Origin of the sequence: Vreelandella sulfidaeris (assembly GCF_042429665.1) — a bacterium.
Classification (GTDB): Bacteria; Pseudomonadota; Gammaproteobacteria; order Pseudomonadales; family Halomonadaceae; genus Vreelandella.
Map to the genome: position 1 here is coordinate 949,649 of NZ_JBHMAC010000010.1, position 25,215 is coordinate 974,863.

27 protein-coding genes are annotated in these 25,215 nt (G+C 54.2%); 19 read left to right on the forward strand and 8 right to left on the reverse strand.

Translation table 11 applies throughout. The annotated features are described in order from the left end of the window. Positions 1-11: 11 nt before the first annotated feature. From ACFFLD_RS09250 to ACFFLD_RS09285, 8 genes are all read left to right on the forward strand, one after another. Positions 12-2,189, forward strand: coding sequence for a methyl-accepting chemotaxis protein (locus ACFFLD_RS09250; protein ID WP_386039383.1), 2,178 nt, complete (start codon positions 12-14; stop codon positions 2,187-2,189). A gap of 331 nt (positions 2,190-2,520) precedes the next feature. Next, positions 2,521-4,365 carry a dihydroxy-acid dehydratase gene (gene ilvD / locus ACFFLD_RS09255; protein WP_386039386.1) on the forward strand — a complete coding sequence of 615 codons (1,845 nt, stop codon included), beginning with the start codon at positions 2,521-2,523 and terminating at the stop codon, positions 4,363-4,365. A gap of 63 nt (positions 4,366-4,428) precedes the next feature. After that, positions 4,429-5,487, forward strand: coding sequence for an oxidoreductase (locus ACFFLD_RS09260; protein ID WP_386039388.1), 1,059 nt, complete (start codon positions 4,429-4,431; stop codon positions 5,485-5,487). A gap of 473 nt (positions 5,488-5,960) precedes the next feature. Continuing rightward, complete coding sequence (locus tag ACFFLD_RS09265; RefSeq protein ID WP_386039391.1) at positions 5,961-6,098, forward strand: hypothetical protein; 138 nt, start codon at positions 5,961-5,963, stop codon at positions 6,096-6,098. Between the two features lie 16 nt (positions 6,099-6,114). Continuing rightward, positions 6,115-6,252: a hypothetical protein gene (locus ACFFLD_RS09270; RefSeq protein WP_386039393.1), complete on the forward strand. Its 138-nt coding sequence runs from the start codon at positions 6,115-6,117 to the stop codon at positions 6,250-6,252. A 16-nt stretch (positions 6,253-6,268) separates the two neighbouring features. Further along, positions 6,269-6,406, forward strand: coding sequence for a hypothetical protein (locus tag ACFFLD_RS09275; RefSeq protein WP_386039395.1), 138 nt, complete (start codon positions 6,269-6,271; stop codon positions 6,404-6,406). Positions 6,407-6,422: 16 nt separating this feature from the next. After that, on the forward strand, positions 6,423-6,560 hold the full coding sequence (locus tag ACFFLD_RS09280; protein ID WP_386039397.1) for a hypothetical protein: 138 nt from the start codon (positions 6,423-6,425) through the stop codon (positions 6,558-6,560). A 104-nt stretch (positions 6,561-6,664) separates the two neighbouring features. Then, positions 6,665-6,958, forward strand: coding sequence for a GIY-YIG nuclease family protein (locus tag ACFFLD_RS09285; protein WP_386039399.1), 294 nt, complete (start codon positions 6,665-6,667; stop codon positions 6,956-6,958). Positions 6,959-7,334: 376 nt separating this feature from the next. Here ACFFLD_RS09285 and nudE read toward each other — a convergent pair whose 3' ends face one another. Further along, a complete protein-coding gene (gene nudE, locus ACFFLD_RS09290) occupies positions 7,335-7,964 on the reverse strand; it encodes an ADP compounds hydrolase NudE (RefSeq protein ID WP_386039401.1) in 630 nt (209 codons plus the stop codon). Between the two features lie 76 nt (positions 7,965-8,040). On the opposite strand from nudE, the gene yrfG reads away from it, so the two are divergent. From yrfG to ACFFLD_RS09320, 6 genes are all read left to right on the forward strand, one after another. After that, positions 8,041-8,730, forward strand: coding sequence for a GMP/IMP nucleotidase (gene yrfG, locus ACFFLD_RS09295; protein ID WP_386039403.1), 690 nt, complete (start codon positions 8,041-8,043; stop codon positions 8,728-8,730). Further along, on the forward strand, positions 8,730-9,119 hold the full coding sequence (locus ACFFLD_RS09300) for an RNA-binding S4 domain-containing protein (protein ID WP_386039405.1): 390 nt from the start codon (positions 8,730-8,732) through the stop codon (positions 9,117-9,119). The genes yrfG and ACFFLD_RS09300 overlap by 1 nt, the downstream gene beginning before the upstream one ends. Before the next feature lie 119 nt (positions 9,120-9,238). Next, positions 9,239-10,114 (forward strand): Hsp33 family molecular chaperone HslO, encoded by an 876-nt coding sequence (hslO, locus tag ACFFLD_RS09305; RefSeq protein ID WP_386039407.1) that lies wholly within the window; start codon positions 9,239-9,241, stop codon positions 10,112-10,114. A gap of 314 nt (positions 10,115-10,428) precedes the next feature. Then, entirely contained in the window at positions 10,429-11,985 is a 1,557-nt protein-coding gene (locus tag ACFFLD_RS09310) for a phosphoenolpyruvate carboxykinase (protein ID WP_386039411.1), read from the forward strand. A gap of 247 nt (positions 11,986-12,232) precedes the next feature. Beyond that, complete coding sequence (msrB, locus tag ACFFLD_RS09315; protein ID WP_386039413.1) at positions 12,233-12,730, forward strand: peptide-methionine (R)-S-oxide reductase MsrB; 498 nt, start codon at positions 12,233-12,235, stop codon at positions 12,728-12,730. A gap of 50 nt (positions 12,731-12,780) precedes the next feature. Beyond that, complete coding sequence (locus tag ACFFLD_RS09320) at positions 12,781-13,962, forward strand: alpha-hydroxy acid oxidase (protein ID WP_386039415.1); 1,182 nt, start codon at positions 12,781-12,783, stop codon at positions 13,960-13,962. Positions 13,963-13,976: 14 nt separating this feature from the next. Here the strand turns inward: ACFFLD_RS09320 and ACFFLD_RS09325 are convergent, their stop codons facing one another. Continuing rightward, complete coding sequence (locus tag ACFFLD_RS09325) at positions 13,977-14,837, reverse strand: LysR substrate-binding domain-containing protein (RefSeq protein ID WP_386039417.1); 861 nt, start codon at positions 14,835-14,837, stop codon at positions 13,977-13,979. Positions 14,838-14,958: 121 nt separating this feature from the next. On the opposite strand from ACFFLD_RS09325, the gene ACFFLD_RS09330 reads away from it, so the two are divergent. The 5 genes from ACFFLD_RS09330 to ACFFLD_RS09350 all read left to right on the forward strand — a co-directional run bounded on the left by ACFFLD_RS09330 (position 14,959) and on the right by ACFFLD_RS09350 (position 20,874). Continuing rightward, positions 14,959-15,189 (forward strand): DUF1127 domain-containing protein, encoded by a 231-nt coding sequence (locus ACFFLD_RS09330; protein WP_386039420.1) that lies wholly within the window; start codon positions 14,959-14,961, stop codon positions 15,187-15,189. Positions 15,190-15,368: 179 nt separating this feature from the next. Then, entirely contained in the window at positions 15,369-17,711 is a 2,343-nt protein-coding gene (locus tag ACFFLD_RS09335; protein WP_386039422.1) for a Tex family protein, read from the forward strand. A gap of 146 nt (positions 17,712-17,857) precedes the next feature. Continuing rightward, positions 17,858-19,498 (forward strand): glutamate--cysteine ligase, encoded by a 1,641-nt coding sequence (gshA, locus tag ACFFLD_RS09340; RefSeq protein ID WP_386039424.1) that lies wholly within the window; start codon positions 17,858-17,860, stop codon positions 19,496-19,498. Continuing rightward, positions 19,495-19,995 (forward strand): disulfide bond formation protein B, encoded by a 501-nt coding sequence (locus tag ACFFLD_RS09345; protein ID WP_386039426.1) that lies wholly within the window; start codon positions 19,495-19,497, stop codon positions 19,993-19,995. The genes gshA and ACFFLD_RS09345 overlap by 4 nt, the downstream gene beginning before the upstream one ends. 27 nt (positions 19,996-20,022) lie before the next feature. Then, complete coding sequence (locus ACFFLD_RS09350) at positions 20,023-20,874, forward strand: alpha/beta hydrolase (RefSeq protein ID WP_386039428.1); 852 nt, start codon at positions 20,023-20,025, stop codon at positions 20,872-20,874. Between the two features lie 31 nt (positions 20,875-20,905). On the opposite strand, the gene ACFFLD_RS09355 is transcribed toward ACFFLD_RS09350, so the two are convergent. The 6 genes from ACFFLD_RS09355 to ACFFLD_RS09380 all read right to left on the reverse strand — a co-directional run bounded on the left by ACFFLD_RS09355 (position 20,906) and on the right by ACFFLD_RS09380 (position 25,209). After that, positions 20,906-21,319, reverse strand: a complete 414-nt coding sequence (locus ACFFLD_RS09355; RefSeq protein ID WP_386039430.1) for a RidA family protein — start codon at positions 21,317-21,319, stop codon at positions 20,906-20,908. A 12-nt stretch (positions 21,320-21,331) separates the two neighbouring features. After that, positions 21,332-21,739: an acyl-CoA thioesterase gene (locus ACFFLD_RS09360; RefSeq protein ID WP_386039433.1), complete on the reverse strand. Its 408-nt coding sequence runs from the start codon at positions 21,737-21,739 to the stop codon at positions 21,332-21,334. A 77-nt stretch (positions 21,740-21,816) separates the two neighbouring features. Further along, positions 21,817-22,497, reverse strand: coding sequence for an ABC transporter ATP-binding protein (locus ACFFLD_RS09365; protein ID WP_386039435.1), 681 nt, complete (start codon positions 22,495-22,497; stop codon positions 21,817-21,819). After that, on the reverse strand, positions 22,490-23,242 hold the full coding sequence (locus tag ACFFLD_RS09370; RefSeq protein ID WP_386039437.1) for an ABC transporter ATP-binding protein: 753 nt from the start codon (positions 23,240-23,242) through the stop codon (positions 22,490-22,492). The genes ACFFLD_RS09365 and ACFFLD_RS09370 overlap by 8 nt, the downstream gene beginning before the upstream one ends. Beyond that, positions 23,235-24,296 (reverse strand): branched-chain amino acid ABC transporter permease, encoded by a 1,062-nt coding sequence (locus ACFFLD_RS09375; RefSeq protein WP_386039439.1) that lies wholly within the window; start codon positions 24,294-24,296, stop codon positions 23,235-23,237. Before ACFFLD_RS09375 ends, ACFFLD_RS09370 begins: the two co-directional genes overlap by 8 nt. Continuing rightward, positions 24,289-25,209 (reverse strand): branched-chain amino acid ABC transporter permease, encoded by a 921-nt coding sequence (locus ACFFLD_RS09380; protein ID WP_386039441.1) that lies wholly within the window; start codon positions 25,207-25,209, stop codon positions 24,289-24,291. The genes ACFFLD_RS09375 and ACFFLD_RS09380 overlap by 8 nt, the downstream gene beginning before the upstream one ends. Positions 25,210-25,215: the final 6 nt, after the last annotated feature.

Here is a 25,215-nt window from a genome sequence, read left to right on the forward strand (position 1 = left end):
AGGGGGTTTAAATGCATAATGCCGTACCAGCAGCATCCGCTGTTTATGAGTTATCCGATGACGACGTGTTGATTTCACGCTCGGATCTGCAGGGCAGAATCACCTACGCTAACCAGTCATTTGTGATGATGAGTGGCTATTCGCTGGAAGCGATGATCGGAAAACCGCATAGCCTATTTCGCCATCCCAGTATGCCCCAAGCCGTTTTTCATAATCTATGGGAGACCATTGAAGCAGGGAAAACCTGGAGTGGTCTGATTAAAAATCGTCGTCAAGACGGCGAAGCTTATTGGATGCATACCACGATTGCGCCACTGCTGGGTGATGAGCAGATAGTGGGTTATACCTCCATTCGACGTAAAGCCAAGGCTGACGACATTGAGCGAGCTGAGCGCGTGTATGCCTCAATGGAGCAGGGCAAAACGCGGGGTGTTAAGCTCCATTATGGTGCGCTGCGCCCTGCGGGAGTGCGTGGTTTTGTTAAGCGCTTTAGTTTCAGCAGTATGCAGGCCAAGTTAATAGGTATGGTGGTGGCATCGGTATTGCTGCTGGTGATAGCGGGCGCTGCGGGTGTGTACAGTTTAACCAGCTCTGCTGAGCGGCTGCGCATCCTCAACCAGACCGGCCTTGAAGGCATTAGTTATCTGCAGCAAATAGACCAGCGGGTGAGCCAGGCAAACCAAGCGCTTGAGCCTGCCGTGCGTAATCCTCGGCGTGCCGACCTCGATTTACTTGAAAGCCAACTCATCAGTATGCAGGCTGATTTGGAGCAGGCGTGGCTTGCGTATAGTGACGAGCGTGAAGGAGGGAGTTTGCAGTCAGACTTACAGGCGCATCTCACCGTCTTTATGGGAGCGCTTGAAACCACCATGACCGCTATTCGTGACGGCAATGGGTTTGCCGCCTTTGAGGCTTTTAATGATGTTGCGCAGCCCGCCTCTGAGAGCATTAGCGCTGATGTTAATTTGTTGGTGGATCAGGAGCGAGCCGCAGCGTCTGACTTGATGGAGAATGCTGAGCAGCAGCACCATGTACTGCTATATGGCCAATTGGGCATCGTGGTAATGGGTATCGTGTTAATGCTTGGCCTAAGTATCGCGATACTCAAATCACTGATTCAATCACTTAACGAAGCGCGCCGGGTTACCTTCCAAATTGCCGCCGGAAATCTCGCCAACCGGGTAACGTTAACGCGCAATGACGAACTCGGTGAGTTGTTAACGTCACTGGAAACCATGCGTGCCAGTCTGTCCGGGCTTATCACCGACGTAGGCAATAAAGTGGCTGTCGTCACGCCTGCTTCTGAGCATATTAAGCAGCAAAACGAAGACTTGGCATCACGCACCGAGCAGCAAGCATCATCGTTGCAGCAAACAGCCTCTAGCATGGATCAAATGACCGTGACGGTGCAGCAAAATAGCGAAAATGCTCGTCAAGCGAATCAGTTAGCGATGCAAAATGCCAGCACTAGCCGTGAAACCGGTGAGCGTATGCAGGCCCTGGTCGAGCGGATGGACCGCATCGCCTCAAGCGCCGGTAAAATGACCGATATCATTAGCGTAATTGACAGTATTGCCTTTCAAACCAATATTCTGGCGCTGAATGCCTCTGTAGAGGCCGCCCGTGCTGGTGAGCAGGGACGTGGCTTTGCCGTCGTGGCCAATGAAGTACGCAATCTGGCGGGCCGTAGCGCCGATGCCGCGGGAGAAATTCGTCGTTTGATCGACTCTTCCTCACAGGAAATCAGCGGTGGCGCGCTGGCGGTGAAAGAGGCTGAAGCCGCTATTGAGCAGGTCGTTACTCAGGTAATGAAGGTCAGCGACATTATGGAAGAGATCAGTACCGCGTCTGATGAACAAAGCAGCGGTATCGCTCAAATCAACACGGCCGTCTCCGAGATGGATGATGTGACCCAGCAAAATGCCGCTAAGGTGCAATCGATATCAAGCGCCGCTCAAGACCTCACCCGCGAAGCGCTAGGGCTTGCCAATGTTATTGCTGCCTTCCGCTTGGAGGGAGCGGCAGTAGAAAGTAGCGAAACAGCGCAAGCGCGACTACAAAAGCAAACCGAGCTTACAGCCACGCCTTCGTTAACGGCGACTCCACTTACATTAGCCTCATCAACTGCTCCCACACCAACGCGTACTAGCCAGGCCCCTTCAGCCGAAGAGGCCTGGGACGCCTTTTAATCATTCCGCGCCATGGACGGCGCTATCCTCGCTATCCCTCACTGCCCCTATCCTCAGCATCTAGTGTCAGCGCATCACTCATGCCACAATCAAAGGCTGCTGATATCTTTCAGAATACGCTTGGCCCCGTTTTTTGGCCGCGGGCAATTAAACTATAAACGTCAAACGCTAGTCATCGAAAGGCGAGATCGCGCCGTTTAGATGATTATCAAAATAGTCTAAAAATAGACATTGAAGACAGCCATTCAAAATAGCTCTTACAAACAGTTCTTAAAAACAGCACTTAAAAACAGTTCTTAAAAAAGACATTAAAAGAAGAGTAGACAAGACCATGCCAGAGTATCGCTCACGTACCACCACCGCTGGCCGCAATATGGCCGGCGCCCGTGCGCTATGGCGCGCCACCGGTATGCAGGATGGCGACTTTCAAAAGCCGATTATTGCTGTTGCCAACTCGTTCACCCAGTTTGTGCCGGGCCACGTGCACTTGAAAGACATGGGCCAGCTAGTAGCGCGTGAAATTGAGAAAGCCGGTGGCGTTGCTAAAGAGTTCAATACCATTGCGGTGGACGATGGCATCGCCATGGGCCACGACGGCATGCTCTATTCGTTGCCCAGCCGTGACCTGATCGCCGATAGTGTTGAGTACATGTGCAACGCTCACTGCGCTGATGCGCTGGTATGTATATCCAATTGCGACAAGATTACGCCAGGCATGTTGATGGCGGCTTTACGCCTCAATATCCCGGTTATTTTTGTCTCCGGCGGCCCCATGGAGGCGGGTAAAACCAAGCTGCTGAACCATGGATTGGATTTGGTTGACGCCATGGTGATGGCCGCTGACGACAGTGTTGATGATGAAACCCTGGCGGAAGTGGAGCGTAGCGCTTGTCCTACCTGTGGCAGTTGCTCGGGCATGTTTACTGCCAACTCAATGAACTGTTTAACCGAAGCGCTGGGCTTGGCGCTGCCGGGTAATGGCACGGTGCTGGCGACTCACTCAGATCGCCGTCGCCTGTTTGAAACCGCCGGCCAACGTATCGTCGAGCTTGCCAAACGTTACTACGAAGGTGACGAGACGCACCTGCTGCCCCGCGCCATTGCCTCTAAGGCGGCGTTTAAAAACGCCATGACACTGGATATCGCCATGGGCGGTTCCACTAACACCATTTTGCACTTTCTCGCGGCGGCTCAGGAAGCGGAGCTGGATTTCACCATGTCGGATATCGACCGGCTCTCTCGTGAAGTGCCTCAGCTATGCAAAGTCGCCCCTAACACCCAGAAATACCATATCGAAGATGTCCACCGTGCAGGCGGTATCATGGCGATTCTGGGCGAGCTGGATCGTGCTGGCGTCTTGGATACCTCAGTGCCGACTGTCTACGGCGACACGCTTCGCGCCGCGCTGGATGAGTGGGATATCATGCGCTCGCCCAGCGCCGAGGTGGTTGAGTTCTTCAAAGCCGGGCCGGGTGGTGTTCCGACTCAAACCGCCTTTTCCCAAAGCGCCCGCTGGCCAAGCCTGGATGGCGACCGTGCAACCGGTTGTATTCGCGATGTAGCGCATGCGTTTTCTCTGCAAGGTGGTTTGGCCGTGCTGTATGGCAATATCGCCCTGGATGGCTGCGTGGTAAAAACCGCCGGCGTTGACGAATCCATCCTGGTATTTGAAGGCTCCGCCCATGTGGTCGAATCTCAGGATCAGGCGGTGGCGGATGTACTGGCGGACAAGGTGAAAGAGGGGGACGTCGTGGTCATCCGCTACGAAGGTCCCAAAGGCGGCCCCGGCATGCAGGAAATGCTCTATCCGACCTCGTATCTCAAGTCCAAAGGGCTGGGTAAGGCCTGTGCGCTGCTTACCGACGGGCGTTTTTCAGGCGGTACTTCGGGCCTCTCGATTGGTCACGTTTCACCTGAAGCCGCGGCGGGTGGCGCCATTGGCTTGATTGAGCAGGGTGATCTTATTCGCATTGATATTCCCAACCGATCGATCAACGTTAATCTTAGTGACGCTGACCTGGCTGTCCGCCGCAAAGCGATGGAGGCCAAAGGCGCTATGGCCTGGAAGCCTGTCGAACAGCGTCCGCGTAAGATCACCCCAGCGCTCAAAGCCTATGCCCTGTTGGCAACCTCTGCGGATAAAGGAGCCGTTAGAGATCTCAGTAAGCTAGATTGATACGGACAGCCACGCTGCAACAGCTCGCAGTTACAAACGCACTACATCAGTTAAAGGAATGCTATGAAGGCGATTATTAATGTTGGATTAGTTGGCTACGGCTTCGCTAGCCAAACCTTCCACGCACCGCTGATTCAGGCCACGGAAGGCATGGACTTGGTCGCGGTGTCCTCAAGCGATGCTGCCAAGGTTCAAGCAGCACTGCCCAGTGTCGAGGTGGAGAGCCAAGTGCAGGCGCTTTGCCAGCGCAGCGATATTGACCTGATCGTTATTCCGACGCCCAACGATACGCATTTTTCTATTGCAAAAGCGGCGCTTTCGGCGGGCAAGCACGTCGTGGTCGACAAGCCGTTTACGGTGACGCTTTCCGAGGGAAAGTTGCTAAAATCACTGGCCGATAGCAAGGAGCGTTTGCTTTCAGTTTTCCATAATCGTCGTTGGGATAGTGATTTCTTAACTATTAAAGCATTGCTGGCAGAAGGGTCGTTAGGGCGGTTGGTAAACGTGGAATCACGTTTTGATCGCTTTCGGCCGGAAGTGCGTGATCGTTGGCGCGAAAAGGCCACGTTGGGGGGCGGTATCTGGTACGACCTGGGCCCGCATCTGCTGGATCAAGCCTGCGAGCTGTTTGGCATGCCCCACGCTATTCTGCTGGAGCTTGGCGCACGGCGTGATGGTGCCAAAGTGGATGATGACTTTCTGGCGCTGCTGGATTATGAAGTCTTTCGCGTTAGCTTGTCGGCAGGCACGTTGGTCGCCGAGCCCACGCCGCGCTTTCGTCTCCATGGCACCCAGGGTAGCTTTGTTAAATACGGTTTAGACCCCCAGGAGGATCGCTTGAAAGCAGGCGAAACGCCGGCGCCACAATGGGGGGAAGATCGCCACCACGGCATCTTGACGTTGCGTGAAGGAGAGGGCGAGACCGCCCCGCTGGAGCAACGCGAACTACCGACGCTGCCGGGCGACTACCTTGCGTACTATCAGGGTATTGTCGCCGCCATTCGCGATAAAGCCCCGTTACCGGTCAGCGTAGATGACGCGTTGCGCTCAATGGCCTTGTTGGAAGCAGGCCTGGACAGCCACCGCCAACGGCGCTGGATCTCATTGAAAAATAAGTTTTAAGTAAGGAGAGTTCGCGCTTATTTGTCATTGCGAACGTAGTGAAGCAATCTGGGGTTGATCTTATTTGTCATCGCGAGCGAAGCGTGGCGATCTGGGTTGGTTGCCACTGCTAGATGAGATTGCCGCGTCGCTGCGCTCCTCGCAATGACATGAGGACACCCTTAATGGCAGGCTATGTCATTGCGAACGTAGTGAGGCAATCTGGGGTTGATCTTATTTGTCATCGCGAGCGAAGCGTGGCGATCTGGGTTGGTTGCCACTGCTAGATGAGATTGCCGCGTCGCTGCGCTCCTCGCAATGACATGAGGGCGCCCTTAATGGCAGGCTATGTCATTGCGAACGTAGTGAAGCAATCTGGGGTTGATCTTGTTTGTCATCGCGAGCGAAGCGTGGCGATCTCGAGGTTAGTTTGCCACCGGAGTATGAGACTGCCGCGTCGCTGCGCTCCTCGCAATGACATGAGGGCGCTCGTAATGGCAGGCTATGTCATTGCGAACGTAGTGAGGCAGTCTGGGGTTTATCTTATTTGTCATCGCGAGCGAAGCGTGGCGATCTGGATTGGTTTGCCACTGTTAGATGAGATTGCCGCGTCGCTGCGCTCCTCGCAATGACATGAGGGCGCTCGTAATGGCAGGCTATGTCATTGCGAACGTAGTGAGGCAGTCTGGGGTTTATCTTATTTGTCATCGCGAGCGAAGCGTGGCGATCTGGGTTGGTTTGCCACTGTTAGATGAGATTGCCGCGTCGCTGCGCTCCTCGCAATGACATGAGGGCGCTCGTAATGGCAGGCTATGTCATTGCGAACGTAGTGAGGCAATCTGGGGTTTATCTTATTTGTCATCGCGAGCGAAGCGTGGCGATCTGGGGTGGTTTGCCACTGCTAGATGAGATTGCCGCGTCGCTGCGCTCCTCGCAATGACATGAGGACACCCTTAATGGCAGGCTATGTCATTGCGAACGTAGTGAAGCAATCTGGGGTTGATCTTGTTTGTCATCGCGAGCGAAGCGTGGCGATCTGGGTTGGTTTGCCACTGTTAGATGAGATTGCCGCGTCGCTGCGCTCCTCGCAATGACATGGGGATCTAATATCACAATGATATGGGGAAGTAACGCAGGGCTATTAGCGTAACTAAAATAAAGTTAGATTAAGTGAAATTCATTATCGCAGAGTCGTGATATGTCGACAAAAAACCATTGTTATCATGTCTACATGCTGACTAACCGAACTCATCGTGTTCTTTATATAGGCGTTACCAATAACTTGGAACGTAGGCTTTATGAACACCGTCAGGGGTTAACACCGGGCTTCACCACCACATATCGCTGTCACAAGCTGGTATGGCTAGAAGAGACTAGTAGCATAGAAGACGCTATCCGGCGCGAAAAACAGCTTAAAGCGGGGTCTCGCCAGCGGAAAAACGCCCTGGTAGATTCGCTCAACCCTGAATGGCATGAGATTTCACCATACTGATGTCATTGATCCTACACTTCACCTTTCATTACGACGCTCATTCTCCTGTCCTCGCGAAGGTAGTGAAGCAATCTGGGGTGGTTTGCCACTGCTAGATGAGATTGCCGCGTCGCTGCGCTCCTCGCAATGACATTAGGGCGCCCTTAATGTCATTGCGAAGGTAGTGAAGCAATCTGGGTTGGTTTGCCACTGCTAGATGAGTTTGCCGCGTCGCTGCGCTCCTCGCAATGACAGGGGGAAGCGGATGCCCTTGATTGTCATTGCGAACGTAGTGAAGCAATCTAGGTTGCCCTTGCTCGTCCTAGCGAGCGAAGCGTGGCGACCTTAGCTTTGGGTTACATGGCAGGGTGGAATGATAAATCCACCCCGCGTTCATTCAGAGTAGATTTGCCGCGCTATTTTGCTTTTCCTCCCGAAGCCTGTCCCGGGCGATATAAAGGGCGGCTATTGCCCGCGCTTCATGGAAATCCTCGCGCAACAGCAGCGCGGGGAGGTCCTCAATCGGGTGGGTTTCAACAATAAGTGGCTCAGGCTCATCGCCCGGCAGACGTTTTGGGTAGAGGTCGGTGGCAAGCAGTACCTGCATGCGGTGACGCATATAGTTAGGGGCCAATGAGAGCTCTATTAACGGCTCAATGCGATGGGCACCAACGCCGCACTCTTCCATTAACTCCCGGTTAGCCGCAGTGACAATATCTTCGCCGGGGTCCACCAGTCCCTTCGGTAGCGTGAGCACGTAGTCTTCAAAACCAGCGGCGTACTCGCGAATCAACAGCACGTGATCGGGATCGGGCATTGCTACCATCATCACCGCACCACGGTCAGCACCGGTTAAGCGTTCAAACTGGCGCTCTTCGCCATTGGCAAAACGTAAATCCAACGACTCCACCTGAAAGAGGCGGCTTTGGGCGACGAGCTGCCGAGACAGAATATGGGGCTTGCGCCGACCATCAGAGCGGTCAGCCGGGGTATCGTCAGCGTTATTAAGCGTGGTTGGCGTGGACATAAGCACGTGCCTCCATGGCTGGTAAAAGGCGGTTAAGCTACAATAGCACGCTTACTCCTTACGTGACGGAGCGGCGATGATTGATTGGCGCGAAATAGATACAGTCCTGCTGGACATGGATGGCACGCTGCTGGATTTGCATTTTGATAGCCATTTTTGGCTTGAGCACTTACCCCGGCGCTATCGTGAATTGCACCAGTTGGACGCTGCCGCTCAGGAGGCGTTGCAAGCGCGTATTCTCGGCGGGCAGGGCACGCTGAACTGGTATAGCCTAGCGTACTGGAGCCGCGAGCTAGAGGTGGATATCGTAGCGCTGAAACGCGAGGTCCAGCACTTGATAGGCCTGCGCAGCGACGCGCTGGATTTTCTCAAATGGCTTAAGCTGGCGCACCCGCGCGTAGTGCTCGCCACCAATGCTGACCGTGCCAGTTTGGCATTGAAACTGCCCCTTACTGGCCTGGAACAATACCTGGACGCGATTGTCTCTTCAGAAGATGTGGGGGCGGCGAAAGAGGAGCAGGCGTTCTGGTTTGCACTACAGGAAATCGAGCCATTTGACCCCTCCCGTACATTATTTATTGATGATAACGCCAATGTGCTAGAAAGCGCCCGCGAGTTCGGCATCAAGCATCTATTGGGTATTAAACAGCCTGATAGCCAACGACCTGAAAAAGAGCTTCAGGAGTTTATTGCCCTTGATCGGTTTGCCCATCTGCTTCCCGAGCAGTTGCCGGAGTCGCTTTTAGCAAAGCAAGGAGAGTCTTAATGAGCGAGAGCGTACGCTTAGATAAATGGCTTTGGGCTGCACGTTTTTTCAAGACCCGTGCGCTTGCTAAAAAAGCCATTGAGGGTGGTAAAGTTGACTATGACGGCTCACGGGTGAAAACCAGTAAACATGTCGAGTTAGGGGCGTTGATTAAGGTGCCCCAAGGCTGGGAAATTTTTGAAGTAGAAGTCATTTCGCTGTCCGATCAGCGTCGAGGCGCGCCCGAAGCGCGTCAACTTTATGCTGAAACGCCTGATAGCCTTCAGCGTCGTCAGCGCGAAGCAGAAGCCAGACGCTTGACGAATGAGGTGATGCAGCATCCGCTTAAACGCCCGGATAAAAAGCAGCGCCGCGATATTCAGCGTTTTCAGCGCCACCAAGGCGAGTAGTTTCCCTCCTTTTAGTCGCGTCATTAAACAGCTCAAGACACCGGTAGCCGTTGCCCTGTTTTTAGCAGGGCTCAACGTTCACTATTGAGACGCCGTTAACCCCTTTAGGTTTCCAAATTATGTCTGATCAAATTCAACGTTTTATGTTCGACCACACCAATGTACGCGGCGAGATCGTCACTCTTTCGACCGCCTATCACGAAGTGTTGGATCGTCATGCGTATCCACCTGCCGTTAATGAGTTGCTTGGCGAACTGTTGGCGGCGGTAGCGCTGCTGACCGATACCGTCAAACTGGATGGCACGTTAAGCATTGAAGTGCGGGGGGCAGGGGTGTTGTCGCTATTGATGGCCGAATCCAACCCCGGCGGAGAGCTACGTGCCATTGCGCGGATTGCAGAAGACGCCGACTTGCCCAGCGAGCATGCAAGTTTTCGTGAGCTGGTAGGCGAAGGACAAATTGTGATTACCCTGGATCCTCGCGAAGGGCACCGCTATCAAGGCATTGTGGCGCTAGATCAAGAAACGCTGGGGGGCTGTCTGGAAGCCTACTTTAGCCAATCAGAGCAATTGCCTACGCGGCTATGGCTGGCGGCTAATACAGAGCGTGCAGGCGGGTTATTGCTGCAACGCCTACCTGAAGAGTCGCAAAACCAGGATGTTGATGCATGGGATCGCAGCGTGCAGTTAGCCGATACCATCAAAGCGGATGAGCTGTTAGGGCTTGAGCAGCGCGAAGTGCTACACCGTCTTTATCATGAAGAAACCATCCGTGTGTTTGAACCCAAAGCACTACGTTTTGGCTGCACCTGCTCTCGTGAGCGAATGACCTTCGCGCTCTACTCATTAGGCAAGGAGGAGCTGAGCGATATTCTGCACGAACAGGGTGCCATCGATACACAATGTCACTTTTGCCATACGAAATATCACTACACCGCGGCCGATATTGAAACTTTATTAGACGACCCTGAAGCGCCGTCTCCCACCATTCACTAAATATGTAGTCGAAGGGGAGCGATAAGGTCTTTTCAGCCATGCTTAGGCGGGCCGCTGAATTCAATGATGTCAGCGCTTTTCGCAAACGGTCGTTTTAAATTATACTGCGCCGCAACACAAAATATAGTGTCTTTGTAGTAGTTTAACTACAAGATATTTGATCTTCGCCCCCGTTTCCCGGGGGCTTTCTTTTTGCCATAATGCGCCGGACTTCAGCGCGCCCAGCCGGTGTCAGTCATGGTTGGGATGAATTTTTAAGGCGTCGGTGACGCCCGGTAACATGAGAGAAACGGCCTCACGGCCAAGGAATCGACATGACCATGACTCAAGCCGCTCCCCAAGCCCACGTCAATCTCAGCAGCGCCGAACTTATCGAGCGCGCCGTGGCACGTGGCGAAGGCCGCCTCTCGGCCAATGGTGCCTTGGTAGTAAATACTGGCCTGCGTACCGGCCGTTCACCGAAAGATCGTTATATTGTCGACGAGCCCTCCACCAGCAAGCAAATTGACTGGGGCAGCGTTAACCGTCCTTTTGATGCCGACAAATTTAACACCCTGTGGAATCGGGTGAGTGATTACCTTGAAAGCCAAGAGCATTTCGTTTCTGAATTACATGTTGGTAGTGATTCCACTCATTATTTACCGGTGCGTACCACCACGGAAACCGCGTGGCAAAACCTGTTTGGCCGTACCATGTTTGTGCGCCCCCAAGCTTACAACCCAGCGGCAAAAGATGAGTGGACGATTCTAAACGCGGCAGGCTTTGAGTGTGATCCATCGCGCGACGGTACCAACTCTGATGGTTGTGTCATCATCAACTTCGCCGAGAAGAGAGTGCTGATCGCGGGTATGCGCTATGCCGGTGAAATGAAAAAAGCGATGTTCTCGGTGCAGAACTTCCTGCTGCCGGAAGCCGATGTACTGCCCATGCACTGCTCGGCGAATGTCGGTGAAGATGGCGAAACCTGCCTGTTCTTCGGGCTTTCTGGCACCGGCAAGACAACACTCTCTGCGGATCAGGCGCGTTTCTTGATTGGTGATGACGAGCATGCCTGGGGTGATGACATCGTCTTCAACATGGAAGGTGGTTGCTACGCCAAATGTATCGATCTTTCCGAGAAGAACGAGCCGGTTATCTGGAATGCGATCAAGTTTGGCACCGTGCTTGAAAACGTGGTGCTTGATGATCGCCGTGAGCCTAATTACGCCGATGATAGCCTGACCCAAAACTCTCGCGCCGCCTATCCGTTAGAGCACGTCGAGAAGCGTGTCGCGGAAAATCTGGCTGGCGAGCCGAATGCCATTGTGTTCCTGACCTGCGATATGTCCGGCGTCCTGCCGCCAGTGTCGGTGTTGTCTAAAGAAGCCGCGGCGTACCACTTCCTGTCAGGCTATACCGCCAAGGTTGGCTCTACTGAAATGGGCTCGTCTGAAGGGTTGGCCGCCACGTTTTCTACCTGCTTTGGTGCCCCGTTCTTCCCGCGGCCAGCGCGTGAATATGCTGACCTGCTGATCAAGCGTGTGGCCAAGAAAGATGCTCAGGTATATCTGGTCAATACCGGTTGGACCGGCGGTGCTTACGGCGAGGGTGGCTCACGCTTCTCTATCCCGACGACTCGCGCCATTATCAGCGCGATTCAGTCCGGCGTATTGCGTGACGTTGAGACCAAGCATATTGAGGGCCTGAACCTTCAGGTGCCGGTTGCCGTGCCGGGCGTCGACTCCAGCTTGCTCGACCCGCGTGAAACCTGGCAGGATAGCGATGCCTATGACCGTCACCTTAAAGAGCTGGCGACCAAGTTCGTTGATAACTTCAAGAAGTTCGAAGGCGTTAACGAAGCGATCATACAGGCGGGTCCCCAGTTAACCTAATGGGTCGCGGCTGGTAAATGATGGAGCCGGAGCGTTTGCTAGCTAAAGAGGCAAGTAGCTAACAAAGGAAGGCAAAAAGGTTGGCTAAAAAAGCAATCGCCCGGTGTAAGTAGTCAACGGTTAGAACGACTAAGTGGTTAGAAGTCATCGCCATTAGAAACGATTGACGCCAAAATGGGACAGCGCTTCGGCACTGTCCCATTTTTATTGGCTACTTTCTTCGCAGAACAACACGGGAGCGATACCCATGAAAAGACGTCAATTCTTAGGCTTAGCAGGACTGACCGGCATAGCAGGGGCCGTACCAGGCCTCTCGTTTGGCTTTCCACGGCTTGACCTTGAGCCTGCCCCAGGGTTGGAAACGCTAGAGCTGAGTAAAGAGGAGTGGCGCGAAAGGCTCTCAGATGAAGCCTATAACGTTCTCCGCGACCATGGCACAGAGCCAGCCTTTTCGAGCCCTTTAGATAAAGAGTGGCAAGAGGGCGAGTATCGCTGTGCGGGCTGCGACCTATTACTGTTCACCAGTGACATGAAATTCGATTCCGGTACCGGTTGGCCAAGCTTTTTTGAGCACGTAGAAGGGCACATGCTTACCGAGCTTGATTTCAAACTGGTTTGGCCCCGCACGGAATATCACTGTGCCCGCTGCGGTGGCCATCAGGGCCATGTTTTCGAGGACGGCCCCGACCCTACCGGCCTGCGCTGGTGCAATAATGGCGCGGCCCTGCGCTTTGTACCTGCGTGAGCAAACGGATAGACGGGCGGGTAACCAAAAACAATCAGTAGGAGGGTGGTGTGAAAGGTTGGCTCCAACAACGATGGACTCGAAAAAAGCTCGCCAGTATTCATAACCTGCACGATGTTGAGCGAATGGCACAGCGTAAGCTGCCCAGGCCCATTTTTGGCTATATCGATCATGTCGCAGAGGATGGACGAACCCAGCGCGCTAACCTCACTGCTTTTGATGATTATCGCTTTTTGCCCAAGGCGTTTGTTAATGTGTCGCAAATTGATCTGCACACAGAACTCTATGGCAAACGCTACGCTGTGCCTTTCGGTATTGCCCCTATGGGCATCAGTGCGCTTTCTACTTATCAGGGCGACTTAGTGCTGGCGCGGGCAGCAGCGAAGCGCAACTTACCCATGATCATGAGTGGTTCATCGCTAGTGCCCATGGAAGAGGTGGCAAAAGTTGAGGGCGCCGACTGGTTCCAGGCCTACCTGCCGGGAACACCCGAAGGTATCGAAGCCTTGATTGAGCGAATCAAGCGGGCTGGGTTCAAGAAGCTCGTAGTAACACTCGATTATCCCGTGCCTCCCAATCCCGATAATTTTCGCCGAGCAGGGTTTACGTCGCCCCTTGAACCTAGTCTAAGACTCGCTTTTGATGGCTTGATACGTCCTGATTGGTTATGTAACACGTTTCTGCGTACGTTATGGAAACATGGGATGCCTCATTTCGAGAATAATCATGCCGAGCGAGGGGCGCCCGTGATCTCCCGTCGAGCAGCTCGAGATTTTTCGGGTCGGCGCCATTTTGACTGGAGTTATCTAGATCTAGTGCGTCGCCTGTGGTCAGACGTCCTGATCGTGAAAGGCATTTTAAACCCCAATGATGCAGTACGCGCTCGAGAGGCGGGAGTGGATGGCATTATTCTCTCGAATCATGGTGGGCGACAGCTGGATTCCACCATTTCTCCTATGCAGGTACTGCCAGAGATAAAACGCCGCGTCAGCGATATTCCGATTATGATCGATAGTGGTTTTCGGCGGGGTACCGATGTCATCAAGGCATTGGCGCTGGGGGCTGACTTTGTATTCGTGGGGCGCCCGTTCAATTATGCGGCTGCCTGCGCGGGGCAAGAAGGCGTTGAGCATATCGCTGCTCTTTTAGAACGTGAAATTGAGCGCAATATGGCGCTATTAGGTTTGACCGCTCTTTCCCAGTTGGATCGTTCATGCCTCTATCAACCGTGAATTAGCATCATCCATCACAACCTAAAGCCTTCCACAATATGCTCGGCCAAGCTGTCGATAATGGGTGATTGGGTAGAGGAAGTGCGCTGTAAAATGATGGACGCTTCTGGTAATTCGGGGAACCCTTCCTTTTCACCTAAGATCTGCATATCGGCCGTGACCAGGCTGCGCATCCAGGCAGACACGGCCAAACCTGCGCCAACAACGGCTTGCAAGGTAGCCAAGCTGGGGCTGCTGTAAGCAATTCGATAGGTTCGGCCTGCGCGGTCTAATGCATTACAAGCGTGGCGGCGACAAAAGCAGGGTGCCTCGAACATGGCAAGCGGTATCGGGGTCTGTAAATGGGTGCTGTGACTTTCGGCGGAGACCCATACAGTCGGTTCCTGTCTTAAAATCGTGCCTATTTCATCGCCTATTTCTCGGGTCATTATGATCAGATCCAAGCTTTCTTGCGGCTGCTGGGAGAGCACGGAAGAGGGCGCGCAGTGCACATCGACATCCACCAGCGGCCAGGCTTGAGAAAAGGTCTTCAGAATGCCGGGTAGAAAGCGCATGACATAGTCGTCCGGCACGCCCAGGCGCACATGACCCACCATGTCGGGCTGGCGCAGCAGCGTCAGTGCCTCACCCTGCAGCGATAAAATCTTGCGAGCATAGCCCAGCAGCGTGTGTCCCTCGCTGGTTAACAACAATTGGCGATTTTGGCGCACAAACAGCGGTCGCTCTATCACGTCCTCTTCCAGGCGTTTCATCTGCATGCTGACGGCCGATTGAGTACGGTTGACCGTCTGGGCGGCGCGGGTGAATCCGCCCTGGTCGACAATTGCCACAAAGGTACGCAGCAGTTCGTGATCGATGGTGGGTAGTGTGGCCATGGGTATCAATCTTATTGATGCAGGATATAAGAACTATTCGTTGGATTGATTTTAGGCACTACTTAATACTTCTTTCAACGCTTATTTACTATGCCGTTTAAACGGCTATAAGGAGCTTGAAATGGAGTGTTCAGTCGCGACTCATCAAAACGCCCAGCGCCAGCAGGCAGAGCAGTGTGTAAGCAAAGTAACCTGGCGGGAAAAGTTCTATCGCTGGCGACAACTGCGCCGTGAGCGCTATGCATTACGTCACTTGAGTGACGACATGCTGAAAGATATTGGCATTAGTCGTGAAGACGTTCAGCGTGAATCGCATCGGCCCTTTTGGGATGACAGAGGCTGGCGTCGATAGCAAACTGCCTGTTGAGATTGCCGCGTCGCTGCGCTCCTCGCCATGACAGCGTGGAGCCCCTGTGGTCATTGCGAACGTAGTGAACCAATCTCGGGGCTATTCTTAAGGTTATGCCAGCCGTGGCGCGTTTGTGATACCTTGTGGGCACTTTAAAATGCTGCATGAGTTAGTTGCAATTTATGGATGTCAATCAGCGTATTATTTCTCGTTTAGCCTCTGAGCTAAGTGTACGACCCGACCAAGTCTCAGCCACGGTGGAGCTTCTCGATGGTGGCGCCACCGTGCCGTTTATTGCTCGTTACCGTAAAGAAGTTACCGGTGCGCTGGACGATATCCAGCTACGTCAGTTGGATGAACGCCTGCGTTATTTACGCGAATTGGAAGAGCGTCGTGCCGCGGTGTTGGCGGCGATTGATGAGCAGGGCAAGCTGGACGCTTCGCTGAAGGCGAGCATTGACGCCGCTGAAACCAAGCAGCGGTTGGAAGACCTGTATCTGCCGTTTAAGAAAAAGCGCCGTACCAAAGCCCAAATCGCTCGTGAGGCGGGATTAGAGCCGCTGGCGGATGCCCTGCTGGCCGACCCAACGCTCAACCCCGAAAGCGAAGCGGAACGCTATCTGCGCCCTGCAGACGGCGACATTCCTGCCATCGACGATGCAAAAGCCGCTCTTGATGGTGCCAAGCAGATCTTAATGGAGCGTTTTGCCGAAGACCCTGAGCTGATTGGCCAGTTACGCGAACGCTTGTGGCAAGAGGGTGAACTCAGCGCTCGCGTGCTGGACGGCAAGCAGCAAGAGGGCGCCAAGTTCTCTGATTATTTCGAGCATGATGAGAAGCTGGCTAAAGCTCCCTCCCACCGTGCGTTAGCGATGTTCCGGGCGCGTAACGAAGGCGTGCTGAGCCTATCCATTCGCTTACCCGGCGAAGAGGACGCGCCTGTTCATCCCGCCCAGGTGACGATTGCCAAACAGTTCGGCATTAGCGACCAGGGTCGTGCGGCGGATAAATGGTTAACGGAGGTTGTACGCTGGACCTGGCGGGTGAAGCTCTACACCGCCTTGGAAACTGAACTGCTGGGCCGGTTGCGTGAGCAGGCGGAACTGACCGCTATTGAGGTGTTTGCCGCCAATCTCAAAGACTTGCTGCTCGCCGCGCCGGCAGGCCAGAAAGTGACGTTGGCTATCGACCCCGGTCAGCGTACCGGCTGTAAAATCGCGGTGATCGATGCTACCGGTCAGTTTGTCGACCACACCACGATTTACCCGCACGCGCCGCAAAACCGCTGGGATGAGTCATTAAGCGTGCTGGCCAAACTGGTCAAGCAGCACGGCGTTGAGCTGATTGCGGTGGGCAACGGCACCGCTAGCCGAGAAACCGATAAGCTGGCAGGGGAGCTTCTTAAAGCGCTCGCACCGGCTCAGCGGATAAGCAAGGTGATGGTCTCTGAGGCGGGAGCCTCGGTCTACTCGGCTTCCGAGTACGCCTCACGGGAAATGCCGGATCTTGATGTGACCGTGCGTGGCGCCGTCTCGATTGGCCGGCGTCTGCAAGACCCACTCGCGGAACTGGTTAAAATTGAGCCCAAGTCGATTGGGGTAGGTCAGTACCAGCACGATGTTTCCCAAGTCCAGCTCTCCCGCAGCCTGGAAGCGGTGATTGAAGACTGCGTTAACGCGGTTGGTGTCGATCTCAATACCGCCTCCAGCGCACTACTTTCACGGGTCGCTGGGTTGAGCAGTGCGTTGGCTGACAATATCGTTGCCCAACGTAACGTCAAAGGTGCTTTCAAGAGCCGCAAAGAGCTGTTGGAAGTGAGTCGCCTGGGTGCCAAAACGTTTGAACAGTGTGCGGGCTTTCTACGCATCCATAATGCCGATAATCCCTTGGATGCCAGTGCCGTTCACCCAGAAGCCTACCCGCTGGTAGAGCGAATCGCCAAACAGAGTGGGCGAGAGGTAAGGGGCTTGATCGGTGATAGCGCCACTCTTAAAACGCTCAAACCGGCCGACTTCGCCGATGAGCGCTTTGGTGTACCGACGGTCAACGATATTCTCAGCGAGCTGGATAAGCCTGGCCGTGACCCACGCCCAGAGTTCAAGGCCGCCGAGTTTCGTGAGGGGGTCGAAACCCTTAACGATCTTAAGCTCGGGATGGTACTTGAAGGCACGGTGACTAACGTGACCCATTTTGGCGCTTTTGTGGATATCGGTGTCCATCAGGACGGCCTGGTGCATATTTCTGCGCTGTCGGATCGCTTTATTGACGACCCACGTAGCGTCGTTAAAGCGGGAGATATCGTCACCGTTAAAGTCATGAGTGTGGATATTCCTCGTAAGCGGGTAGGCTTGTCCATGCGTTTGGATGACCAGCCGGAGGAGGGCAATAACGGCGCTGCTACTGGTCAACCGAGCACTTCGCGTAAGCCTTCGCGTGGTCAGCGTAACACTACCAAGCCTGCCGAAGCGCCAGCCCCCATGGGCGCGCTAGGGGCCGCATTGTTAAAAGCGCGTGGCGGCAAATAGTCGCATGGCTTAAAAAACAGCTAGCTTGAAAAAAACATGGTTGCCGCCATATCCTGTGCTTATTTTTGAGACAGCGATGATGGCGATGCCACCTGACTACACCAAGGCCCGCCAACAGCGGGCTTTACTGACAAGGAGTGTTCACCTTGCCTGAACCACTCACTGTGCCATCCGCGCTGACCGCGCAAATTGAACGTCTGTTACCCAGTGCGCGTCTTGGTCGGTTGGGTCGCCTCCGCCGGGGGCTAGAAAAAGAAGGGCTACGGGTTGATGCCAACGGTCACATTGCACAAACGCCGCACCCGCATGCCTTGGGCTCTAAGTTAACCCACCCGCATATCACCACTGACTATTCAGAGTCGCTGTTGGAGTACATCACGCCGGTTTATTCACAACCGGGTGAGGCGCTGTGTTTTTTGTCAGACTTGCACACGTTTACCTATCATCATCTGCAAAACGAATGGATATGGCCTGGCAGCATGCCCTCCCGGTTATCAGGTAACGACAGCGTGCCGATTGCCGATTACGGCAGCTCCAATGTCGGCACCATGAAGCATGTTTACCGTAAAGGGCTGGACCTGCGTTATGGTCGGATCATGCAGGCGATTGCAGGCGTTCACTATAATGTCTCGCTGCCCGATGATATGTGGCACGCGCTGCGTGAATTAGAAAAAGCCACCAATATCCCGTTCAATGATTACCGCTCCACCCGCTATTTCGGCATGATTCGCCATTTTCGACGTCATAGCTGGTTGCTGCTCTATCTATTTGGCGCCTCGCCAGCAATTGATAAGAGCTTCCTGCCTGAAGGAAAAGTACCGGATAAGCTTCAGTCACTCAGCGACGATACCTATTTTGCGCCGTACGCGACAACGCTACGCATGTCGGATCTGGGCTATCAAAACAAGGTACAGTCGCAGCTTAAAATCTGCTTTAACTCGCTTTCCAACTACGTCAACACCCTGCGTCACGCTATCTCTTCGCCGTGGCCGGACTATGAAAAAATGGGCGTGAACGTGGAAGGAGAATGGCGTCAGCTAAACGCCAATATTCTGCAGATTGAAAATGAGTACTACAGCGATATTCGTCCCAAACGGGTCGCCAAGCACAATGAAACACCCAGCCAGGCGCTCGAAGCCCGTGGGGTGGAGTACATTGAAGTACGCTGTCTGGACTTGAATCCCTTCGACCCTCTCGGTGTGACTGAAACCCAGATGCGGTTTGTAGACACTTTCTTGATGTGGTGCCTGCTTAGCGACAGCCCGTGGATTTCTGACGAAGAGTGCGACCGCCTGGACGATAACCGCCGTTGGGTGGTCGAGCGTGGCCGGGATCCTGAACTCACGCTATACAACCATGGTGAAACCACCACGGTGCCTGAATGGGGCGAGCAGATTTTCGCCGAGATGGAGGAAGTCACCCGCTTGTTGGATGCAGTAGAAGAAGGCACCCCCCATGCCGATGCGCTGGCGAGCCTTGCGCCCCAACTAGCCGATCCCTCTCTAACGCCTTCTGCCCAGGTGCTGGAACGACTAAAAGAGAATGGCGGTTCATTGAGTGACTTAATGCTCAGCTTGGCCCAGCAGCAGGCGGAGCAATTGAAGGCCGAACCTATGCAGCGCAGCCGTGAAGCTCTGCTTGCTCAACTGATTGAGACCTCACACCAGCAGCAGCACGATATTGAAGCCGCTGATAAGGAGAGTTTCGACGAGTTTTTACAGGTTTACTTTACCAAAGCTCGCGAGTCCCGCGCGCTGTCTGCGCTGCCAACTGAGGTTCGTCAATGATGCTGCACTCCTTTCGCTCGGCCGCTCTGGCCGGGTTAGCTTTCTGTGTATTAATGATGGCAGTCGCGCTTGGTTTAGAGCATATCGGTGGGTTTGAGCCCTGTCCGCTATGTATCTTTCAGCGCGTAGCGGTGATCTCCGCTGGCCTTGTGTTCGCGATTGCCGCTATCCACAACCCGGCAGGGCGCGTGGGCAAAGTCATTTACGGACTGCTGTCGTTGGCCGCGGTTGGAACTGGCGCCTTTATTGCAGGGCGCCACGTATGGCTGCAAACGCTGCCTGCGGATGAGGTTCCCTCCTGCGGGCCTGGGCTGGATTACATGATGGAGATCCTGCCGATGCAGGATGTTGTGTCCATGGTGTTAACTGGCTCGGGGGAGTGCGCCAACATTGATTTCTCCTTGCTGGGCCTTTCGCTACCCGCCTGGACGTTGATCGGTTTTGCGATTCTGGCACTCGCCCCGTTACGGATGCTGTTTTTTAAACAGCGGGGGTAGTGGGTGGGCCGCGGTAAGGGGGGCAGGATGCTTTATCAACACTTTGCGACTCAGGAAGAGATTGATCGTGCCTACGACCCGATGCTTGGTCGGGACCCGGCAGTGTTGGTAAAGGAATGGCGTCAACGCAGTGAGGCGTCACGGGCGCGTCACCACACCACCATTGATCTTCCTTATGGCCCATCGCTGGCTGAACGCATGGATATCTTTCATGCGGCTCAGCCTAACGCTCCTGTACATGTATTTTTTCACGGCGGTTACTGGCGCTCTTTAAGTCATCGTGAATTCAGCTTTATTGTTGATGACCTGGTGAGTGCTGGTATCAGCGTGGCGGTGGTCAACTACGCGCTTTGCCCGCAGGTGCGATTTAGCGAACTGGTTAGGCAAAGTCAGGCAGCGGTGGCCTATCTATACCGCCACGCAACTGAGCTGAACGTTGATGCTGAGCAACTAAGTGTTTCGGGACATTCGGCCGGAGGGCATCTGTGCGCCATGTTGATGGCGACCGACTGGGAAGGCACGTTTGGTTTATCGAACCAACTGATTCGCGGCGCGCTGTGTATCAGCGGTTTGTATGATTTGCGCCCTTTCCCCTGGTCGTGGCTACAGCCCAAGCTCCAGCTCAGTGGTCGCGATGTGCAGGAGTTCAGCCCTTTATGGCAGCCGTGCTGTGTGCCAGCGGCAGTTAAGCTGGTAGCAGGCGGCCTGGAATCAGATGAGTTTGCGCGTCAGATGAGCGCTTATCATGAGCATTTACGCCAGCAGGGTCAGCACGTTACCCAGCAGCTACTTCCCGATGTGGATCATTTCTCGATCCTTGAACACTATCTTGATGATGGCTGCTTTGTTGCGTGGATTAAAGCGTTTCACGGTTTATAAAGCGCCTCGCAGAGGCGCTGTCTTATAGCGGCTATCCCGCTGGAATCACTGCAGTCGCTTCAATTTCCACCTTCGCCTGGTCCTCGACAAGACCGGCTACCTGAACCATCGTCATTGCCGGGAAATGTTTGCCCAGCACCTCGCGGTAAGCCGCACCCACCTCTTTAAGCCGTGCTAAATACTCTTGTTTGTCCGTCACATACCAGGTTAAGCGCACGATATGCTCAGGGCCTGCATTTGCCTCTTGCAAGATAGCCACGATGTTCTGCAGCGCTTGATTGACTTGAACAACAAAGTCATCGCTTTCAAATACCTGATCGGCATTCCAACCGATCTGCCCGCCCACAAACACCGTCTGGCCGGAAGCAAGCACACCGTTGGCGTAACCGACCGCTGCTTTCCAGTGCGAAGGGTGAAGTAGTTGATGAACGTTGGCGTCACTCATTATTGGTTATCCTTATAGGTTATCAACGGTAATGTACTGGCGTATTGCCTCGGTCCATGGCATCGATTTACCGCTACTTAAATCCATAAACACTAAGGTGGAACAACTGGTTAAGCGCTTTTGTTCACCGCAAGAAGCGGTGATCTGCAAGGTTAGGCTGCTACGCCCAATGGCTTGAACTTTCAACTCGAAGGTGAGCCGTTCGCCTAGCCGACTCGGCGCGTGAAACTCGGTGTCGATAGCGGCCGTGGGAACTCCGGTACCGCCTTCCACATGCAGTTGGTTAAAGTCGTGATGCAAAACCTCCTCGAACCAGTCCTCAACCACTGAGTTAATCATCTCGAAATAGCGCTGATAAAAAACGATTCCCGCAGGGTCACAGTGCTGAAAGCGGACTTTTCGTTGGGTAGTAAACGACATCACATCCCCCTTTATTATTTCTACTAACACTTCTCGACGACACGTTCTTCACCTGGATTTTTAACTGTATGTTTTAGCTAGACGCCCAGGTAGCGGTCGCGAACAGCGCTATCCAACGCGGCGGGTTTACCATCCCATACGGTGCAGCCTTTTTCTAAAATGGTACAGCGGTCGGCGATCGGTAAGATTTCACTTAACGATTTATCGACCAGCAGCGTAGCCTGCCCCTGTTCTTTAAGGAGGCGAATCGCCCGCCAGATCTCCTGACGAATGACGGGGGCCAATCCTTCGGTGGCTTCATCAAGCACCAGCAGGCGCGGGTTAGTCATCAATGCCCGGCCAATGGCCAGCATTTGCTGCTCGCCGCCGGAAAGAGTCTTGGCCATTTGCGCACGGCGTTCTTCTAGATGCGGAAAAAGCGTTTCCACTTTCTCGAGTGTCCATTCTCCTGGGCGCGCCGTCACCAGCAGGTTTTCGCGTACGCTCAGGTTGGGAAAGCAGCGTCTTCCTTCAGGCACCAAGCCCAACCCCGCTTTGGCGATGCGATAAGCGGGCAAGCGGCGTATGTTGTGGGTTTCAAACTCAATTGAGCCGCGGCTGGCAGGGGTAAGGCCGAATATCGAGCGGATAGTGGTGGTTTTGCCCATGCCATTACGGCCCATCAAGGCGACCATTTCACCGGCATTTACTTCAAGGTTAACGCCGAATAGCGCCTGGGAGGGACCATAAAACGTTTCAATATCAGCGACTTTAAGCATCAGCATCTCCCAGGTAGGCTTCACGAACAAGAGGGTTCTGCTTAATCGCATGGCTATCCCCATGGGCGATGACACTGCCCGAGACCAATACCGAAATGCGATCGGCAAGACGAAAGACCGCTTCCATATCGTGTTCGATCAGCAGGATAGGGACTTCCAGCTTCAATGCTTCAAGTAGTTCGGTTAGCTTTGCCGAGCCCTCCGGGCCAAGGCCTGCCATGGGTTCATCCAGCAGCAGGGCGCGGGGCTTAAGCGCCAGGGCACACGCCACTTCCACCTGGCGGCGTTCGCCATGGGAAAGCTCAAACACTGGTGTCCAGGCACGGTGGCTAAGCTGCATACGCTCCAACGCTTCATAAGCGGGATCAAGCAACTGGCGGTCGCGGGCGATGCGTTTCCAGAATCGAAAGCTATGACCCTTCATTGCTTGAACGCCCATCATCACATTACGCATCACCGATAGCGGCTCGGCCAGTGAAGAGACCTGAAAACTGCGACCAAGTCCAAGGCGTGCACGTTGGGCAATGCTCATGCCGGTGATATCGGTATCTGCCAGGTAAATACGACCCTCGTCGGGTTGCAGGCTACCCGCAATCTGCCCGATCAGCGTTGATTTGCCCGCGCCGTTGGGACCAATCAGGGCATGGATTTCTCTCTGCTTAAGATCCAACGAAACATCGCTGGTGGCCTGCAGTGCCCCAAAGCGCTTATGCAGGCTTTGCAGGGAAAGGACGTTTTCACTCATTGCGCTCACTCCCGGCAAGCCACCCCATGACGCCGTGTTTGGCAAACAGCACTACGCCAAGTAGCACCAGTCCCAGAAAGAACTGCCAGTATTCGGTAATGCCACCCAGCAGGGTCTCCATCATCACAAACAGAATCGCCCCAGCAAGCGGCCCATAAAGACGACCAACGCCGCCCAGAATGACGATCACCATCAGCTCACCCGAGAAGTGCCAACTGAGCATGTTGGGGCTGACAAAACCGTTTAAATCTGCGTAGAGTGCACCGGCAAGCCCAGTTATTGCGGCTGAAATGACAAACGCCACCAGTCGTATGGGATAGGGGCTGATCCCCGCCGTTGCCAGGCGAACATCATTTAATCTTGCCATGGTCAGGGCGGCGCCAAAACGAGATTTCATTAGCCGCGAGGTTATCGCCATCGCCAATACCAGACCGGTAAAGCAGATAAGAAAATAAGTTAATGCATTACTGCTATTAACCAGGGGCAGGGTGTTACGTATATAAATAGGCAGGCCATCCTGACCACCATGCGTTGGCCAGGAATTGGCAAAGTAGTAAATCATCTGCGCAAAGGCGAGGGTGATCATGATGAAATAAACACCGGTGGTACGCAGGGAAATGGCCCCGATTGCCAGCGCCAGGAGTGCACACAACAGCACAGCGGCGAGCCATACAACCAGTAAACTATCACTACCTGGCACGCTAAACGGCCAGCTCATGAACGGTGTTAAATCAAAGGCATGGTAGGCGCTGATGCCAGCGACATAGCCGCCCAGGCCAAAATACGCTGCATGACCGAAGCTCACCATGCCGCCATAGCCAATCGCCAGGTTAAGCCCGACAGCCGCCATGGCGATAATGGTGATTCGCGAGGCCAGATTGACGTAATAGAGCTGTCCCAGAAAATAGGCTGCCACCGGTAGCAATAGCAGCAGGCCGAGCAGGGTCATCTGGACCAACCCTTTGCGGTCAAAGTGGCTATCCGCTTTGGCAACTGGCGCCCGCTCAGCAACGTCTCGGGCAGCGTTCTTGGACAGATAAGTATTATTAGTCATGAGCGGAGAACAGTCCCTTAGGCTTGAAGGCGAGGATGAAGGCCATGAGGATGTAGATCAGCATCGCAGCCAGCGACGAACCAACGCCGGTAGCCTCAGACGGTGGCATGAACGTTTGAAAGAAGAGCGGCAAATAGACCCGCCCCAACGTATCGACGACGCCCACCAGTAGCGCACCCAGTAGGGCACCTTTGATCGAGCCGATACCACCGATAACGATCACCACAAAGGCAAGAATGAGTACCGGCTCGCCCATGCCCACCTGCACGGATTGCAATGCCCCCACCAGCGCACCAGCCAAGCCCGCCAGTGCCGCCCCCAGAGCAAACACCACGGTATAAAGCTTGGCAATATTCACCCCCAGAGCACCGATCATCTCGCGATCACTTTCACCTGCCCGAATGCGCATGCCTAGCCGTGTACGGGAAATCAACAGGTAAAGGGCGATCGAAATAGCCACACCCACTCCAATCAACATCAGCCGATAAATGGGATAGCGAGTGTCCCCCGGCAAGGTGACGAAACCGGTCAACCAGGAAGGCGGGCTCAGCCATAGCGGTGATGAGCCGAATAACCAGCGGGTACCCTCCGAGAAAATCAGAATCAGTGCAAAGGTCGCCAATACTTGGTCAAGGTGAGGGCGATGATAAAGTCGGCGTATCACCAGCAGCTCCACCAAAGCGCCAACCAGTGCGGCGGCTGCCATGCCCGCCCCAAGCCCAAGCAAAAAAGAGCCTGTCGAGGCAGTGACCGTCGCTGTGGCGTAGGCACCCACCATATAAAAAGAGCCGTGGGCAAGATTGATGAGCCCCATTACCCCGAACACAAGGGTGAGACCGCTGGCCATTAAAAACAGCATCGTGCCGAGCTGCACGCCGTTAAGTAGTTGCTCAATCAGCAGAGTGACGGACACGTTGGA

What these genes read in the sequence shown, in the direction of transcription:
- ACFFLD_RS09250 (WP_386039383.1), top strand. Translation starts at nt 12, where the DNA reads ATGCATAATGCCGTACCAGCAGCATCCGCTGTTTATGAGTTATCCGAT.
- ilvD (WP_386039386.1), top strand. Translation starts at nt 2,521, where the DNA reads ATGCCAGAGTATCGCTCACGTACCACCACCGCTGGCCGCAATATGGCC.
- ACFFLD_RS09260 (WP_386039388.1), top strand. Translation starts at nt 4,429, where the DNA reads ATGAAGGCGATTATTAATGTTGGATTAGTTGGCTACGGCTTCGCTAGC.
- ACFFLD_RS09265 (WP_386039391.1), top strand. Translation starts at nt 5,961, where the DNA reads ATGGCAGGCTATGTCATTGCGAACGTAGTGAGGCAGTCTGGGGTTTAT.
- ACFFLD_RS09270 (WP_386039393.1), top strand. Translation starts at nt 6,115, where the DNA reads ATGGCAGGCTATGTCATTGCGAACGTAGTGAGGCAGTCTGGGGTTTAT.
- ACFFLD_RS09275 (WP_386039395.1), top strand. Translation starts at nt 6,269, where the DNA reads ATGGCAGGCTATGTCATTGCGAACGTAGTGAGGCAATCTGGGGTTTAT.
- ACFFLD_RS09280 (WP_386039397.1), top strand. Translation starts at nt 6,423, where the DNA reads ATGGCAGGCTATGTCATTGCGAACGTAGTGAAGCAATCTGGGGTTGAT.
- ACFFLD_RS09285 (WP_386039399.1), top strand. Translation starts at nt 6,665, where the DNA reads ATGTCGACAAAAAACCATTGTTATCATGTCTACATGCTGACTAACCGA.
- nudE (WP_386039401.1), bottom strand. Translation starts at nt 7,964, where the DNA reads ATGTCCACGCCAACCACGCTTAATAACGCTGACGATACCCCGGCTGAC.
- yrfG (WP_386039403.1), top strand. Translation starts at nt 8,041, where the DNA reads ATGATTGATTGGCGCGAAATAGATACAGTCCTGCTGGACATGGATGGC.
- ACFFLD_RS09300 (WP_386039405.1), top strand. Translation starts at nt 8,730, where the DNA reads ATGAGCGAGAGCGTACGCTTAGATAAATGGCTTTGGGCTGCACGTTTT.
- hslO (WP_386039407.1), top strand. Translation starts at nt 9,239, where the DNA reads ATGTCTGATCAAATTCAACGTTTTATGTTCGACCACACCAATGTACGC.
- ACFFLD_RS09310 (WP_386039411.1), top strand. Translation starts at nt 10,429, where the DNA reads ATGACCATGACTCAAGCCGCTCCCCAAGCCCACGTCAATCTCAGCAGC.
- msrB (WP_386039413.1), top strand. Translation starts at nt 12,233, where the DNA reads ATGAAAAGACGTCAATTCTTAGGCTTAGCAGGACTGACCGGCATAGCA.
- ACFFLD_RS09325 (WP_386039417.1), bottom strand. Translation starts at nt 14,837, where the DNA reads ATGGCCACACTACCCACCATCGATCACGAACTGCTGCGTACCTTTGTG.
- ACFFLD_RS09330 (WP_386039420.1), top strand. Translation starts at nt 14,959, where the DNA reads ATGGAGTGTTCAGTCGCGACTCATCAAAACGCCCAGCGCCAGCAGGCA.
- ACFFLD_RS09335 (WP_386039422.1), top strand. Translation starts at nt 15,369, where the DNA reads ATGGATGTCAATCAGCGTATTATTTCTCGTTTAGCCTCTGAGCTAAGT.
- ACFFLD_RS09345 (WP_386039426.1), top strand. Translation starts at nt 19,495, where the DNA reads ATGATGCTGCACTCCTTTCGCTCGGCCGCTCTGGCCGGGTTAGCTTTC.
- ACFFLD_RS09350 (WP_386039428.1), top strand. Translation starts at nt 20,023, where the DNA reads ATGCTTTATCAACACTTTGCGACTCAGGAAGAGATTGATCGTGCCTAC.
- ACFFLD_RS09355 (WP_386039430.1), bottom strand. Translation starts at nt 21,319, where the DNA reads ATGAGTGACGCCAACGTTCATCAACTACTTCACCCTTCGCACTGGAAA.
- ACFFLD_RS09360 (WP_386039433.1), bottom strand. Translation starts at nt 21,739, where the DNA reads ATGTCGTTTACTACCCAACGAAAAGTCCGCTTTCAGCACTGTGACCCT.
- ACFFLD_RS09365 (WP_386039435.1), bottom strand. Translation starts at nt 22,497, where the DNA reads ATGCTTAAAGTCGCTGATATTGAAACGTTTTATGGTCCCTCCCAGGCG.
- ACFFLD_RS09370 (WP_386039437.1), bottom strand. Translation starts at nt 23,242, where the DNA reads ATGAGTGAAAACGTCCTTTCCCTGCAAAGCCTGCATAAGCGCTTTGGG.
- ACFFLD_RS09375 (WP_386039439.1), bottom strand. Translation starts at nt 24,296, where the DNA reads ATGACTAATAATACTTATCTGTCCAAGAACGCTGCCCGAGACGTTGCT.